Below are 16231 nucleotides of genomic sequence, written 5' to 3'. Positions count from 1 at the left end.
ATCTCAAGACATATCCGCTTGCAATTCCAGAATGGTATCGCGTAACGATGCCGCCTGTTCGAAATCCAGTTTCTTGGCCGCCGCCTGCATCTGTGAACGCAGGTTGGCCACCAATTCTTTCTTATCGGCTTTGGTCATGTCTTCATAATCAACCTCGGCAAAGGTCTTCTTGGCCTCGGCTTTCTCATCGTCAGATTGCTCGTAAGTCGAAATCGCTGCCCGAATCGGTTTGATAATGGTCTTAGGCTGAATATGATGCTCTTCGTTAAACTTCTCCTGAATCGCACGCCGCCGCTTGGTTTCATCAATTGCGGCCTTCATTGAATCAGTGACCTTGTCCGCATACATAATCACTTTACCGTGCTCATTACGAGACGCCCGTCCGATCGTCTGAATTAAGGATCGTTCTGCCCGCAAGAATCCTTCCTTGTCAGCATCAAGAATCGCAATCAGCGAAACTTCCGGCACATCAATGCCTTCACGTAAAAGGTTAATGCCAATGAGCACATCAAATTTACCAAGTCGCAGATCGCGAATAATCTTTGTCCGCTCCAGCGTCTTGATATCACTGTGCAGGTAGCGGACTTTAATTCCCATATCTTTCAAATAATCGGTCAGATCTTCCGCCATTTTTTTAGTCAAAGTGGTAATGAAGACCCGTTCATGAGCATCAATGCGTTTGTTGATTTCACCAACCAGATCATCGATTTGTCCCATCACCGGACGCACTTCAATCTTCGGATCCAGCAAACCGGTTGGCCGAATAATCTGCTCAGCAATATCTTCTTTGGGTACGCGACTCAATTCGTAAGGCCCTGGGGTGGCACTGACATACAAAATGCGCTTGACGTGCTTTTCAAACTCGTCGATCTTCAGCGGCCGATTGTCCAACGCGCTTGGCAAACGAAAGCCATAATCAATCAGCATCTGTTTCCGCGCCCGATCACCGTTGTACATCCCTTTAACCTGCGGCATTGTGACATGGCTTTCATCAACCATGATCGTAAAGTCTTTCGGGAAAAAGTCTAACAATGTGTACGGCGGCTCACCCGGTTTGCGGCCATCCATGTGGCGAGAATAATTTTCGATGCCACTGGTGAAGCCCATTTCGCGCATCATTTCAATGTCATAGTTGGTCCGCTGTTCCAAGCGTTGCGCTTCAAGCAACTTGTTTTCGCCGCGCAACACCTTCAGTCGGTCTTCCAATTCCGCCGAAATACTCTTGATCGCGCGTTGCATCTGTTCGTCACTGGTCATAAAGTGGGTGGCCGGGAAAATGGCAACATGATCCCGCGTGCCGATGACTTCGCCAGTCAATGCGTCCACTTCAGTAATTCGATCAATCTCGTCACCGAAAAATTCGACCCGAATGGCATGATCGTCACGGCTAGCCGGGAAAATTTCAACAACATCCCCGCGAACCCGAAAACGGCCACGCTGAAAATCAATGTCATTCCGATCAAACTGGATATCAACCAGTTGCCGCAACAATGTATTCCGGTCAATCGTCATCCCGGTCCGAAGCGATAACACGTGATTTTTATATTCATGCGGATCACCTAAGCCAAAGATAGATGATACCGACGCCACCACAATCACGTCGTTTCGTTCAAGTAACGCACTGGTTGCACTATGCCGCAACTTGTCGATTTCGTCATTAATAGCACTGTCTTTTTCAATATACGTGTCCGTGCTGGGCACATAGGCTTCAGGTTGATAATAATCATAGTAAGAGACAAAATATTCAACCGCATTATGCGGGAAGAATTCCTTAAACTCGCCATAGAGCTGTCCCGCCAAGGTTTTATTGTGCGATAAAATCAAAGTCGGCTTATTCAGGTTGGCGATGATGTTGCTCATCGTAAACGTCTTCCCCGTTCCGGTCGCACCTAACAGGATTTGTTCTTTCTTGCCTTCTTCAAATCCCTTTGTCAGCTTGGCAATCGCTTGAGGCTGATCCCCAGCCGGCTGATAAGGTGAAACCAGATCAAATTTACGATCAGCGATTCGTTCGATCATCGACATGCCTCCAATCAACATGTGACGCGTGGCTATTCCCACGCGCATTAACATCCATTTGTATGCGGTGTCCCGCCGTTGTACCAAAATTTTTCATCAAAAAAGTTGGAACCGATTTGAAACGCATTCCAACTTTCATCTCGCATATTATAACATAGCGAACATACTTTCGCTACTTACTTGGCTCGTGTTCGGCCATGGTTGCTTTGGTCAATTTGGCCAATTGATCACGACTGGCAAACTTTTCTTCCAGCATATCCGGCAAAACCTGATCGAGGAAGTACCGGACGCTTGGTCGATTCTTAAATTCCAGAATAGTACTCAGGCTTTCCGTGTAGATGTCAAGAAAGACCTGTTCAGGATTGCCTTTTTCAATTTCGCCAAATCCTTCGTAAAGCAAGTCGATTTTGTCGGCCACACTCAAGATTTGGCCCTCAAGCGTGTCGTCTTTGCCTTCAGACAAACGACGGCGATAACGATCCTGAAAATCGCGCGGAATTTCATTTTTGATGAAGTTCTCCGTCATCGTGGCCTCAACGTCAGCAAGCATCTGTCGCAATGTCGGCGTGGCATATTTGACCGGCGTTTTGATATCGCCGATGAAACGTTCCGTGTAATCATGGTTCAGCGACTTTTCGTAGAGCATCTGCCAATTAACCTTGTTCCCCGCCAATTCCTCGACATCGCCCAGCATCTGCGCGATTTCCGCAACCTTGAAGCTGTGGGCCGCCACCGAGTGCTCCTGATACTTGAAAAAGCCCGGTGCCCGCCGCAGTGTCTCCAGATTACTCAGTCCTTGGATAAATTGGTGCATGCCCATGTCAAAATGACCTCCTGTTATTTGGTGTGACGATCAAAAAATTACTTAAATTGCTAAAAGACTACCACCATAGCCAGACCATTGCAAGGTGTTTCACATTTTGGGACTTGGTTGTCCTGAAGTGAATGCAAACAAATAGACCCTGAATGTTTCGTCAGGATCTATTTAAGCTTACGCAGAAAACACCTTTACCACGCTGATTGGTTTAGGCTTCTTCACGAAAATCATTCAAGGCTTTTTCGAAGGCCTCAAGTTTCTCCTGTGCTTTTGCGTCGGTCTCAGCCTTGGTGCCAACATAGAATTTGACTTTTGGCTCCGTGCCGGATGGGCGAATTGCAATCCAAGTGCCGTCTTCCAAAATGTATTTCAGTACGTTGCTAGAAGGCATCGTCAATTTTTCAACCGTGCCGTCTGCCAACTTCGCTTCTTGACTCAGGAAGTCTTCCACTTTAGCAATCTTGACACCGGCAAAATCATCCGGCTGCTCTTCGCGGAACTTCGTCATGAGATTGGCCATCTGCTTTGGACCGTCAACGCCTTCAAAATCAACGCCAACCGTCTTTTCAGCATAATAACCGTATTTCTTGTACAGTTCCTGAACGCCATCCCAAAGTGTCTTGCCTTGTGACTGGTAGTAAGCGGCTACTTCAGCCAGCAAGACCGTGGACTGGATCGCGTCTTTATCCCGAACGAATGGTTTGATCAGGTAGCCATAGCTTTCTTCAAAGCCAAAGAGGAACTCGTGCTCGCCTGTGGCCTGGAAGTGCTTGATCTGATCCCCGATAAACTTGAAGCCGGTCAAAACATTGATCATGTCCACGCCGTAATCTTTTGCAATCGCCGTCGCCAATTCGGTTGAAACGATGGACTTCACAACCGCCCCATTTTTCGGCAACGTGCCAGCTTGTTTGCGGGCTTCGAGAATATAGTGCAGCAATACGGAAGCAATCTGGTTACCAGTCAATAACTGATAGTGGTCGCCGACTTTAACCGCAGTGCCCAAACGATCGGCATCCGGATCAGTGGCAATCAACACATCCGCACCGATTTTCTTGCCCAATGCAATTGGTAAGTCAAAGACTTGGGCAAATTCAGGGTTCGGGAACGGGGTTGTCGCAAATTCCGGATCGGCAATGCTTTGTTCCGGAACCAAGCGGAAGTTTTCAAACCCGGCATTGCGTAAAACCATTTGTGCCGGAATGCGGCCAGTACCATGTAACGGGCTATAAACCAATGACATATTCTTCCCGACGGTGTGGACCAAGTCAGGATTGATTGTCACTGTGGCCACTTCAGCATAATAGGCTTCATCAACGTCTTCACCAATCGGCTGCATTAAATTCTTGGCCCGCAATTCGTGAACATTCAATGCTTTAATCGCAAAAAGATCAGATGCCGACCGAGCGTACTTGGTAATTTTGTCGGATTCTTCCGGCGGCATTTGACCGCCATCTGGACCATAAATCTTGTAGCCATTGTATTGCTTCGGGTTATGGCTAGCCGTAATCATAATCCCGGCGTAAGTCTTCAAATGACGTACCGCAAAACTCAACTCCGGTGTTGGCCGCAGCTGGTCAAACACATAACTCTTGATGCCGTGAGCGCCAAGCACACCGGCACTTTGATAAGCAAATTCCTGACTCATGTAGCGAGAATCATAGCTAATGGCCACACCGCGTGCCTTCGTTTCATCCGTTAAGGTGTCCATAAACCGCGCCAGGCCCTCAGTTGCCTGTCGTACCGTATAAATGTTCATCCGGCCAATGCCGGCACCAAGAACGCCGCGCATGCCAGCAGTCCCAAATGCCATGGGGGCAGCAAACGCCTCTTCCTTAGTTGTTTCGTCGTCAGCCATTTTCTTAAGATCAGCTTTTAGCTCCGGATCAAGTGTTGGTTCATCAACCCATTGTTGGTACGTATCACGGTAACTCACGTGATCAGCTCCTATCTGTCTAAATTAATAATTTCGGGTACAGCCCTTCCCTTTCCAATCATACTATAAGTAACCAACGCTTGGTTGAAAACGCGCTCAAATAAGAAAATTCTTTTGCGATCCATTGAAATATTGGGGCAATAAGTTCTGTGTCGTGCCAAACTCCGCAATCTCCGGCCAGCTGGGGCTGGAACGCTGTGGGCACGACTTAGAGCCTCTGCAAAAGCGGCAGAGTCTCTAAGCTCGGCCTTGTACTACGCCGGGAAGTTCACCCGGCTAGTACAATGTCACAGCTGAGCCCCATCTGGCCTACGATTGCTCCGCTTTGGCACTTAGATCTCAAGAGACCTGACAAATTATTCATGAGTAAACAAAAACAAACTTACCACCGTCTTATCAACGGAAAGTAAGTTTGCTTTTGCAGTTCGACCGTAAACTGTGTCCCCGCCATTTCCTATCTCTTAGCTTCAAATCACTTCTGGCACACCAAAGATAACTAAGCTTTAACTTCAATGTTGGTGTCGTTCAAACTTTGGATATAGTTGAAAACGCCTTGGCCAGCGGTACCGCCTTCGCCTACCGCTGTGGTGATCTGCCGCAAGTCTTTGGCGCGGACATCACCAATGGCAAAGATGCCCGGAACCTTTGTCCGCATATGGTCATCAGTTGGAATCCAGCCATGATCGTCCAGAATGCCAAGATCCTGGAATGGTTCGGTCATCGGCATGATGCCGACATAAATGAAGACACCGGCAACTGGCAGAACATGCTCTTCTCCGGTTTCCTTGTCGCGATACTTGACGCCGGTGACTTTCATGTCATCGCCTTGGATTTCCTGAACCTGGGCATTCCAGACAAAATGCATCTTGTCATTGGCAAATGCGCGTTTCTGGATAATCTGTTGCGCACGTAATTGATCGCGCCGGTGAATAACCGTTACCTTTTTGGCCATTTGCGTCAGGTAAAGGCCTTCCTCGATCGCGGAATCGCCACCGCCAATAACGGCAAGTTCACGATCCTTAAAGAAGGCACCGTCGCAGACTGCGCAGTACGAAACACCACGGCCACTGTAAGCTTCTTCGCCGGGCACACCCAGCTTTTTGTGTTCTGCGCCTGTCGCAATCACAATCGCCTTGGCTTCAAATTCGTCTTCATCAGTCTTGACCAACTTGGTTGCGCCATGATTCTGAACACTGATCACATTACCATAGGCGTATTCTGCACCAAATTGAGTGGCACCATCGTACATTTTTTGGCCAAGATCAGGCCCAAGGATTGACTTGTAACCCGGATAGTTTTCCACTTCAGCGGTGTTATTCATTTGGCCGCCGTAGACACCGCGATCAAGCATTAACACTGACAAATTGGCACGCGAAGCATAAAGCGCCGCCGTCATGCCGCCGGGACCGGCACCGATCACGATTACATCATATTTTTTTGCCATGGGCAGTCTCTCCTTTTGCCGTATTGCTTACAAATAGTAAGCTACGTAGTCTAATATACAGGGTTTTAGTGCTTTTGTAAACTGGCATTATCAAAATCAAATTCCGGCTTGCCGGATCGCTGCATGAGATCGGTAATCACCGCGCGAATCGGGGCATTTTCATACAGGACCTGGTAGATCGCATCGGTAATCGGCATATCGACACCCAGCTCACGCGCCATGTGATGGGCGACCTTGGTCGTTGAAACGCCTTCGACCACCATCCCCATATTCTTCAACACGTCTGAAAGCTTCTCGCCTTGACCCAACGCATTACCAGCGCGCCAATTGCGGCTATGAACGGAAGTGCAAGTCACAATTAAGTCGCCGACACCGGATAGGCCGATAAACGTGAGCGGCTCGGCACCTAGTTTTACGCCCACTCGGCTGATTTCTGCCAGCCCGCGGGTCATCAAGGCAGCTTTGGTGTTATCGCCATAGCCGAGGCCATGCAACGCACCGGCGCCGATGGCAATCACATTTTTTAACGCTGCGCCGATTTCGACGCCGATCACATCGGTATTCGTGTAAAGCCGAAAATAGTCGTTCATGAATAATTGTTGCACTTTTTTCGCCAGCGGTAAATCTTCAGATGCGGCGGTTAAGGTGGTAATGTCATGCGTAGCAACATCTTCGGCATGACTCGGCCCGGAAATCACAACAATACCCTGAATGAGATCCGGTGGCAAGACCTCAGCCAAAACCTGCGAAATTCGCAACTCACTGCCGCGTTCCAAGCCTTTTGCCGCATGGACAATAATCGGCCGTTCGCCGCGGCCACGGTGCGCCTGCAAAATCGGCTTGACTTGTTCGGCCACACTGCGAATGGCATTGGTCGGCACCACAAATAAAATCACGGTCGCCTGGTCCAACGCCTGGCCTAAATCTGCGGTCACGTGAAGCGCATCGTGTAATGTAAATTCAGCACCCAGGTAGTGCTCATTTTTGTGAGTCTGCTTCATGGTCGCAACTTGTTCCGGACTATGACTCCATAAATAAACGTCATGACCATTTTCCGTTAGCAAGTTTGCTAACACCGTTCCCCATGAACCAGCACCTAACACTGCTATTTTTGTCGGCACAAAATCACTCCTATTCAACTGCTTTCAGCGGATTGCCGTCTAAATACCACGCAACGTCTCCCCGGCGCCGCCGATACCAGATTAACGCACCAGCCACGATGAACAAAATAATCGACAGAATCTGGGAAACCCGCAGACCTGGCACCACATACAGTGAATCGGTCCGCATGCCTTCAACAAAGAAACGGCCGAAGCTGTACCACATCACGTAACTCAAGACAATCTCGCCTTGCTTGAACCAATGCTGATGATGCCGCACCGTCATAATTAAGGCAAAGCCAACCAGATTCCACATACTTTCATACAAAAATGTCGGCTGGCGATATGCGCCGCCAATATTCATTTGCTGAATGATAAACTCTGGCAGATGCAAGCCACGTAAGTAAGCCAGACTTGTGATCGCACCATGGGCTTCCTGATTCATGAAATTGCCCCAGCGGCCAATCGCTTGCGCCAGCATCACTGTAGGCGCCGCAATGTCCAACACGAGCCAGGCAGGTAGCCACTCAATTCGGCAATAAATGGCAAAAACAATCACGCTGGCAATCAAAGCCCCATAAATCGCAATGCCGCCATGCCAAATGGCAATAATCTCGCCGGGATGGGCAGCATAATATGGCCATTCAAATGCCACATAATAAAGGCGTGCCCCGATGAGTGCAAATGGCAACGCCCATAAAATCAAATTCAGAATGTGATCTTCTTTAATACCGCGTTTTGGTGCTTCCTTCATCGCCAGATAGACTGCCAGTAAAACAGCACTGGCAATAATAATCCCGTACCAATGAACTTCCAGACCACCCAACTGAAACGCGATTGGATTGAGTACTAATAACAAGTTATTTTTCCTCCGAACTGCTCTGGTCGCTTGCTTCGTTATGTTCGATCAGATGATTAAGATTTTTTTCGAATGTCTTGGTCGCATCATAACCCATTGACTTGGCGCGGAAATTCATGGCCGCCACTTCGATGATAATAGCCAAGTTACGGCCGACTTTGACTGGCACAGTTATCTTCGGTACCGGTACGTCAAAAATAAGCTGGGTCTGCTCACCGGAACCCAACCGGTCAAACGTCTTATCCGGTGTCCAATTTTCAAGATGAACAATGAGTGAAATGGTCGTGTCTTCACGAACAGCGCCAGCACCAAAAAGATTCATGACATCAATAATACCCAAGCCGCGAATTTCCAGCAAATGTGAGAGAATCGGCGGCGCAGCACCCACGATGGTTTGTTCATCCTGTTGATAAACATCCACCCGGTCATCTGCGATCAGCCGGTGCCCACGTTGAACCAATTCCAAAGCCGTTTCTGACTTGCCGACGCCGGAATCACCGGTAATCAGCACGCCGAGGCCATAAATGTCTACCAAAACACCATGCATACTGCGCCGCTCCGCCAGCTGTCCGTCTAAGTATTCGGTGATCAAGCTTGACAGCCGCGTTGTCGGTAACCGTGAACCCAATACTGGAATATGCGCCGCGGTGGCCGCCGTAATCATTTCTGCCGGTGGTTGCAACCCGCGCGACACCAGAAAAGCTGGAGTGTCCTCGGTGGCCATCCGTTTCAAAATCAGTAAACGTTCTTCCGAGGACATATTCCGCGCAAATGAAATTTCCGTCCGACCAAAAAGTTGAATACGTTCATGCGGATAATAATTAAAGTAACCTGTCAACTCGAGTCCGGGACGCGAAATATCGCTCAAAACGACCTGCCGAGAATCAAGATACTCCTCACCACTATATACCTCAAGCTTAGTCGCCTTGACGAGTTGCCGTACCGTCACGCTGTCTGCCATGAAGTCCACCTTTCTTTCGCCATGTTTGCTTCATTTTACCATAACTCAGTGAACCACACGGGAGCGACAGGTAAAAACCGACGCCAAAGTTGTTTGGTTCCGTCAGAATATGGTCAAGAAAGGTTGCATTAGCCCAAAAAAAGACCCCCGGACAATTTATGTCTCGAGGACCAACTTCTGGCGCAACTGCTGATCAAGCTGCGCTATTTTTTACCTACAAAAATCATATTCATCACCGAGATGATGATCGCCAGCATCATGGTTGAGCCAAAACTGCTGAAAACAATGCCGGACACGAACCATGTCATCATGCTGAGCATCAAGCCGTTGAGGACGATTAAAAACAACCCTAACGTGAGAATTGTAATTGGAATCGACAGAATCACCAGGATTGGTCGTAGCAAGCCATTAAGAACTCCTAAAACAAGCGCACCGACAACGGCCACACCAAAGCCCGCAACATAGAGTTGACTAGGAAACAGTTGCGCATAGATTAAGAAAACGGCGGTTGTGATGATGGTACGTTTGATGAAATTCATGACTAGAAATCGCTCCAATCATCATCATGTGACTCGGTAACGTGGGTGGCGTTTTTACGCGGTCGCGACGTACCTTGATCGCGATATGGATGCCGTGGACCACGGCGGCCATCACGGTCATGGCGCGAGAATAGCCATACAGCCAAAACCACCAGAAGTGCCGGTACGATTAACATTTTCAACAAGATGATCCCGATCGCAAATACCGCCACCAAAACCAAGCCAACGATGAAAAACATTAATGGAATTAATAGAAAAGGCATAAGCGATCCCCCTTAGTCATTTGAATCTTTCAGTTGAATATTACCACTGGTGGTATTGAGTTTCAGCTCGCTACTGCCAGTGCCCGGCCGCTCCAATTCGAAGCGTTTGATACCTTTTGCCGGTTCGGTGACATTGCTCAGCCGACTCTTAATACTGCCAAAATGGGTCCGGGCTTCGCCATTCAAGGCAATCGAAGCCGGTACGGCAACTTTCACATTGCCATTCATCGAAGTCCCTTCGAGTTTGGTAAAGTCGGTCTGATAGGTGGCACGAACCGTTCCATTAACGGTTTTCAGTGCGGCCGTTGCTGGGTCGGCATCAACCGAAACGTCGCCGTTGACAGTGGTCAGCAATAAATCATGTGTGTGCCCGCCCTGAACCTTGATAGAACCATTGACGCCTTCACTCTCGATCATGACACCATCAATATTGGTGAAGGTCATTTGACCGTTGGTGCTCTTAACATAGAAATCTTTTCCGGTCATGCCGGTCAGATCCGCACTACCGTTGAGTAAGCGCACAGCCACATGATCATAGCTGCGTTTTGGCAGTGAAATGACTAGGTCGGCCTGAACGCGCTTATTAGGCACCTGGAAACTGAAATGATCATCGGTGACATCAATCCGGCTGCGGTCGTTAAACGCGTCCAGCGGTGTCGGTGCATCCATTTTGCCGTACAGCTTGATGGCTGCTTCGACTTGAATACCCGGTTGATCCCAAGGCTTAAAATGCACGTCACCATTAGCAACCTTCACATCCAAAATGGTTGCCTTACTGTCAGGAAATTTAAATACATGCTCGAACTTCTCTGTGGCTAAGCCAGGAACGGTAACGGTGACATTCTTCCAATCGACATTATCCAAGACATTGTTGACAGTATCTTTGACAAAACCGCCGATTTGCGAGGTCGCATCCCCGATATTTTTACCAAGTTCGGAAAAGACGTCACGGGCATCTTTTTGCCACTCGTCATTGAAAATCTTGTCGCCGATCTTTTGACGTTCCAGATCATGTTTCTGATGACGAAGGGTGGCAAGGTTGGCTTTAAGTGACTCAACCTGGCCATTTAACTCGGCTAGTTGATCGGTGAGTTTCTGATTCTCCTGCTTTAATTCCCCGCGCTTTTGGTATTTCTCTGGGGACAAAGCTTCAAGATCTTCCATCGTGTCTAAGACGATAATCTGTTCGTTATTGGCTTCAATTTGCTTGTTGATGCTGGTTACTTGCGTTGTTGCCGCGTCCAATGCACCGGCTGCTTCGGCAATCTCGGTGTTGAGTTCGGTCAACGCAGCATCGGTGTCAGTATCGGTTTCTTCGTGATCATCGTGCTTGGCTTGATCATGCGTATCTGACTCCGAGTCATCTTCGGGAGCAGTATGATCGGCCGGGCTGTCGGCTTGGGAGCCTTGCTGTTTGGCGAGGTTCTCCAAAAGTACCAGTGCCTCTTCGCTTGAAATAACGCCTTTTTTGACGAGGTCTAAAATTCTTTCGCGTTCATTCATGGGTTATCCCTCCAGGATTTGATTACATGATTAGTATGCACGGAATTTGACCACGGCGCATAGGTCCAAAGGTTGATTTTTAAACGGGACGGAAGGCGGACGGTTCATTTATAACGAGGTTAAATCATAATTTAGTAGGTGCGCTCATAGTTTGATTCTGAACGGTCGAAAAAGCTTAGGCAATAAGTTCCAAGCCGTGCCAAACTCCGCAATCTCCGGCCAGATGGGGCTGGCGACCGCGAAGCTAGAGGGGTGGGCACGACTTTGAGCCTCAGCAAGCCCGGCTGAGTCTCAAAGCTCGGCCTTGGCCTAAAACGGGAAAACCGCCCGTTTAATGCCAATTTCACTCCTGAGCCCCATCTGGCCTACGATTGCTCCGCTTTGGCACTCATATCTTAAATAAACCCACCAGATTACTTCAGGGAAACAAAAAGGCAAACATACTCCCTCGTTATCGCAGAGCATGTTTGCTTTTTGCTGTAGCTGTGAATTTATGGTCCTGCCTGTTGATTGAGCATAAATACTAACTGAGCACTTTTAACAATCCCCGTTGTTGAAGTGTCCCTTCATCAGAACTTGTCTTCAATCGCATTGGAGTTAAGTTCAGTGATTTTCCCGGTCTTTAAGTAAACAATCCACTCGCAGATGTTGGTGACATAATCGCCGATCCGTTCCAGATAAGAGGAGACGAGCATGTAGTCCATCGAGCCAACCACGGTTTCCGGGTTGTCCTGCATCTGGCGGATACATTCTTTATAAATTCGGGATGAGAAGTCGTTAATCCCGTGGTCTTCAAGCGCAATTTTTCGGGCTCGCGCGGAGTCTTCCTTAACATACGCGTCCAAAACCTGCTCAACCATTTCCTTGACCGCTTCGGCCATGCCGGCAATTTCGGTTTCGATTTGCGGCACCCGGGTTTTGCCCTTGACGCGAATCGTTGATTTGGCAATGGAAACCGCATGATCGCCCATTCGTTCGAGATCAGAACTGGCCTTCATCACCGTCACAATCACCCGCAGATCCGTCGTAACCGGTTGCTGCAGAGCAATCAGTTCAAAGCTGCGTTTTTCCAAATCGACTTCGCGTTCATTGATATGTTTGTCTTCCTGGATCACTTCGCGGGCCAAACTCTTGTCATGATTAATGAAGGCTTTCACGGACTTATAGATGGCCTCATTGACCATCATCCCCATTTCCGAAAAACGTACATGAAGATCGTTCAATTCGTCAACAAAAAGTCGTCGCATACTACCCCTCCTACCCGAAGCGTCCAGTGATGTAGTCTTCGGTTTCCTTTTCTTTTGGATTTAAAAACATTTGTTTCGTGTCAGCGAATTCGATCAAATTACCGGTTAAGAAAAAGGCCGTTTTGTCCGAGATTCGGGATGCTTGATGCATACTGTGCGTTACCAAAATAATCGTGTACTGATCGCGTAAGCCCAGCAACATATTTTCGATCTGAGTGCTGGATATCGGATCCAAGGCACTGGTCGGTTCATCCAACAAAATAACATCCGGCTTAACCGCCAGCACCCGCGCGATGCACACCCGCTGCTGTTGGCCACCTGACAACGATAACGCACTGTCATGCAAATGGTCTTTGACTTCATCCCAAATGGCCGCTTGCTTTAAGCTTGTTTCAACGGCTTCATCCAGCTTACTTTTATCTTTAACACCGGCCAAACGTAATCCATAAATCACATTTTCATAAATCGAAAAAGGAAAAGGATTCGGTTGTTGAAACACCATGCCAACTTGCTTGCGTAACTGAACCACATCTTCGCTTGGCGCATAGATGTTTTGGCCACGCAAGCTGATCGTGCCGGTAATCGTGACGCCTGGGATCAGATCGTTCATCCGATTAAGCGTGCGTAAATAGGTCGACTTACCACAACCTGAAGGCCCGATTAAAGCCGTGATTTCGTGCTGGTTGAAATCCAGACTGATCCCTTTTAGTGCTTCAAACTTGCCGTAAAAAAGATGAACATCTGAACTGGTAATGATTTTTTGTGCTTCAGCCATGGGGACCTCCTAGCCGAAATGTCCGGAAACATAATCGTTGGTTGCTTTAATCTTGGGACGCGTGAAGATCTTACGGGTTTCATCATATTCAAGTGCGGCGCCGCTATAAAAGAACGCGGTATAGTCGCTAATCCGAGCTGCCTGCTGCATGTTATGTGTAACGATGATAATCGTATACTTATCCTTCAACGCTAGCAAGGTATCTTCGACCGCTGAAGTCGAAATCGGATCCAACGCACTGGCCGGCTCATCAAGCAACAGAATATCCGGCTTCATTGCAATGGCCCGGGCGATACACAACCGTTGTGCCTGACCACCTGACAGCGACATGCCGCTTTGATTCAGATCATCTTTAACCTGATCCCATAAGGCGGCTTGCTTCAAACTGGTTTCAACAATCTCATCCAGCTTCTTTTTGTCCTTAAGACCAAAGCGGCGCAATGCAAAGGCAATATTGTCATAAATAGACTTCGCAAACGGATTAGGCCGTTGGAAAACCATTCCGATGTGTTTGCGCATTTCATAGACATCAACGGCATCGCTGTTAATATCGATGTTGCGATACATGATCTTGCCAGTGACACGGGCACTTTCAATATTATCGTTCATTCGATTCAGCGAACGCAAGTAGGTCGACTTCCCGGAGCCACTCGAGCCGATCAATGCGGTGATTTTATACCGTTCAAAAGGCAGCGATACGCCGTGAATGGCCTCACTGTCGCCATAAAAAACATGCAGGTCCTTCGTTTCAATGGCAATCTCCTGCTTGTCCCGATCAAACGGGCGGATATACGTATCATCTAAAGAATACTTTTCAAGTTCTTGCATCTTGACCCTCCATGCCTTTTCATGATAGGCGCCATGACTATCTTCATCACGTCATCCGCGCAAATCATCATCGTGAACCACGCATTAAGCGGCGGTCATCTTTTTGAATAAACGATTACCAAAATACCGCGCACCCACATTGAAGATTAGAACGGCGATAACCAGCACCGCACTGGCACCGGCGGAAACCGCAACCGCATCCGGCTGAATCCCTTCAGAGTTGATTTTCCAGATATGCACCGCCAGCGTCTCGGCTGGGCGGAACGGGTTCAACGGGCTAGCAATGTTCGCTGGATTCCAATTGGTAAAATCAAGCGCCGGCGCACTTTGTCCAGCCGTATAAATCAATGCCGCAGCTTCACCGAACACACGGCCGGCGCCAAGAATCATCCCGGTAATGATCCCCGGCAACGCTTCAGGCATCACGACATGTAACACCGTTTCCCAGCGTGAAAGTCCAAGGGCCAAGCCTGCTTCGCGCTGCTCATTGCCAACGCCGCGCAATGAATCTTCAACATTTCGCGTTAACAGTGGCAAGTTGAAAACCGTCAATGCCAGCGCACCCGACAAAATCGAAAATCCAAACTTAAACTGCAAAACAAAAATCAGGAAACCAAACAAACCGACAACAACTGATGGCAACGAACTCAGGATTTCAATGGAAGTCCGGATCACATCCGTCAACCAGTTTTTCTTTGCGTATTCACTCAAGTAAATGCCGGCCCCCAAGGAAATCGGCGTTGAAATCAACATGGCCAGCAGTAACAAATAAAACGAGTTGAACAGTTGAATGCCAATCCCACCGCCAGCCTCAAAGCTTTGCGCCGGACTTGTCAGAAAGTGCCAGGAAATATGGGGAACCCCTTGAAACAGAATATAACCAAGCAGGCTTGCCAAAATAATAATGATGATGCCTGAGATAATGTAAAGCACTGTGGTAGCTACTTTATCCGCAATTTTCGGATTCATTTGTTCAGCTCCCCTTTCTTCCCGATCCACCGAATCAACAGGTTAAAGGCCAATGACATCAGCAGCAATAGCAACGCCAAGGACCACAACGCGTTATTGTCAAGCGATCCCATGACGGTATTACCGATGCCGCTGGTTAAAACCGATGTCAGTGTCGAGGCCGGAGACACCAGATTCTTTGGCAACAAGGCCGCATTCCCGATGACCATCTGCACCGCCAAGGCTTCACCAAACGCCCGCGCCATGCCGAAAACGATCCCGGTCAAAATGCCGGGAATGGCTGCTCGCAGAACAACCCGATAAGTCGTCTGCCAGCGAGTCGCACCCAACGCCAACGATGCCTCACGATAATGGCGCGGCACCGCTTTTAAGGCATCAACCGTCATGGACGTCACGGTTGGTAAGATCATGACGAACAAAACAAACGTCCCAGCCAGAATCCCAAAGCCGGTGCCGCCAAAAATGTGACGAATGAACGGCACGATGACGGACAATCCGATAAAGCCATAAACCACTGACGGAATCCCAACCAGAAGCTCAATGACCGGTTGCAGAATCTTTTGCCCCCATTTACGGGAAATTTCAGTCATAAAAATGCCGGCACCAACCGCAAAAGGCGTCGCGATAATTGCCGAAAGGAACGTGACGCCAAACGAGCCGACAATCATCGGCAAAGCCCCGACTTCGGGATTCCCATGAGCATCCTTAATCGAAGGGTTCCAAACACTCTTAGTCAAGAACGACCAAGGATTGATTTTGTTTTGGAAAAAGGTTGCCAGTCCTTTAGATGCAACAAAGAAAAAGATGGCCACCACCACAATCACAATCAAGGTGATACAAAATAGGCTAATCATTTTGCCGCGCCGCTCTAACTTGGCTGAACGCGATTTTTTTAACATCGCTTCTCGAATTGGATCCATCATAATCCTCCTAAAATCTCATCACCGTGACCGTGCATGTCAATAAATGGC

15 protein-coding genes are annotated in these 16231 nt (G+C 48.4%); all 15 read right to left on the bottom strand.

The genetic code is table 11. The features are described from left to right. Positions 1 to 3: 3 nt before the first annotated feature. Complete coding sequence (gene uvrB, locus LHUE1_RS10055; protein WP_049171476.1) at positions 4 to 2019, bottom strand: excinuclease ABC subunit UvrB; 2016 nt, start codon at positions 2017 to 2019, stop codon at positions 4 to 6. 172 nt (positions 2020 to 2191) lie between these two features. Beyond that, complete coding sequence (locus LHUE1_RS10050; protein ID WP_010489378.1) at positions 2192 to 2839, bottom strand: YfbR-like 5'-deoxynucleotidase; 648 nt, start codon at positions 2837 to 2839, stop codon at positions 2192 to 2194. Positions 2840 to 3044: 205 nt separating this feature from the next. Then, on the bottom strand, positions 3045 to 4772 hold the full coding sequence (locus tag LHUE1_RS10045; RefSeq protein ID WP_049171479.1) for a phospho-sugar mutase: 1728 nt from the start codon (positions 4770 to 4772) through the stop codon (positions 3045 to 3047). Between the two features lie 496 nt (positions 4773 to 5268). After that, a complete protein-coding gene (gene trxB / locus LHUE1_RS10035) occupies positions 5269 to 6216 on the bottom strand; it encodes a thioredoxin-disulfide reductase (RefSeq protein WP_010489391.1) in 948 nt (315 codons plus the stop codon). Positions 6217 to 6281: 65 nt separating this feature from the next. Next, complete coding sequence (locus LHUE1_RS10030) at positions 6282 to 7337, bottom strand: NAD(P)H-dependent glycerol-3-phosphate dehydrogenase (protein WP_277848354.1); 1056 nt, start codon at positions 7335 to 7337, stop codon at positions 6282 to 6284. Between the two features lie 10 nt (positions 7338 to 7347). Continuing rightward, on the bottom strand, positions 7348 to 8175 hold the full coding sequence (lgt, locus tag LHUE1_RS10025) for a prolipoprotein diacylglyceryl transferase (RefSeq protein ID WP_049171486.1): 828 nt from the start codon (positions 8173 to 8175) through the stop codon (positions 7348 to 7350). Between the two features lies 1 nt (position 8176). Next, positions 8177 to 9136, bottom strand: a complete 960-nt coding sequence (hprK, locus tag LHUE1_RS10020; RefSeq protein ID WP_049171488.1) for an HPr(Ser) kinase/phosphatase — start codon at positions 9134 to 9136, stop codon at positions 8177 to 8179. A 203-nt stretch (positions 9137 to 9339) separates the two neighbouring features. Next, positions 9340 to 9675 (bottom strand): phage holin family protein, encoded by a 336-nt coding sequence (locus tag LHUE1_RS10015; protein ID WP_025012526.1) that lies wholly within the window; start codon positions 9673 to 9675, stop codon positions 9340 to 9342. Between the two features lie 2 nt (positions 9676 to 9677). Further along, complete coding sequence (locus tag LHUE1_RS10010) at positions 9678 to 9938, bottom strand: hypothetical protein (RefSeq protein ID WP_010489401.1); 261 nt, start codon at positions 9936 to 9938, stop codon at positions 9678 to 9680. 12 nt (positions 9939 to 9950) lie between these two features. Further along, entirely contained in the window at positions 9951 to 11441 is a 1491-nt protein-coding gene (gene liaX / locus LHUE1_RS10005) for a daptomycin-sensing surface protein LiaX (protein ID WP_049171491.1), read from the bottom strand. Between the two features lie 569 nt (positions 11442 to 12010). After that, positions 12011 to 12688 carry a phosphate signaling complex protein PhoU gene (phoU, locus tag LHUE1_RS10000; RefSeq protein ID WP_010489405.1) on the bottom strand — a complete coding sequence of 226 codons (678 nt, stop codon included), beginning with the start codon at positions 12686 to 12688 and terminating at the stop codon, positions 12011 to 12013. Positions 12689 to 12698: 10 nt separating this feature from the next. After that, positions 12699 to 13463 (bottom strand): phosphate ABC transporter ATP-binding protein PstB, encoded by a 765-nt coding sequence (gene pstB / locus LHUE1_RS09995; protein ID WP_010489407.1) that lies wholly within the window; start codon positions 13461 to 13463, stop codon positions 12699 to 12701. A 9-nt stretch (positions 13464 to 13472) separates the two neighbouring features. Then, the gene (pstB, locus tag LHUE1_RS09990) at positions 13473 to 14291 is read right to left on the bottom strand and encodes a phosphate ABC transporter ATP-binding protein PstB (protein ID WP_025012524.1); all 819 of its coding nucleotides are present in this window, start codon (positions 14289 to 14291) and stop codon (positions 13473 to 13475) included. 84 nt (positions 14292 to 14375) lie between these two features. After that, positions 14376 to 15260: a phosphate ABC transporter permease PstA gene (gene pstA / locus LHUE1_RS09985; RefSeq protein WP_010489412.1), complete on the bottom strand. Its 885-nt coding sequence runs from the start codon at positions 15258 to 15260 to the stop codon at positions 14376 to 14378. Then, on the bottom strand, positions 15257 to 16180 hold the full coding sequence (gene pstC / locus LHUE1_RS09980) for a phosphate ABC transporter permease subunit PstC (RefSeq protein WP_025012523.1): 924 nt from the start codon (positions 16178 to 16180) through the stop codon (positions 15257 to 15259). The genes pstA and pstC overlap by 4 nt, the downstream gene beginning before the upstream one ends. Between the last annotated feature and the right edge of the window lie 51 nt (positions 16181 to 16231).

Origin of the sequence: Lacticaseibacillus huelsenbergensis (genome assembly GCF_029726355.1) — a bacterium.
In the GTDB taxonomy this organism is placed as follows: domain Bacteria; phylum Bacillota; class Bacilli; order Lactobacillales; family Lactobacillaceae; genus Lacticaseibacillus; species Lacticaseibacillus casei.
Note: the sequence above shows the minus strand (reverse complement) of the source record. Positions and strands in the feature narration are given on the sequence as shown.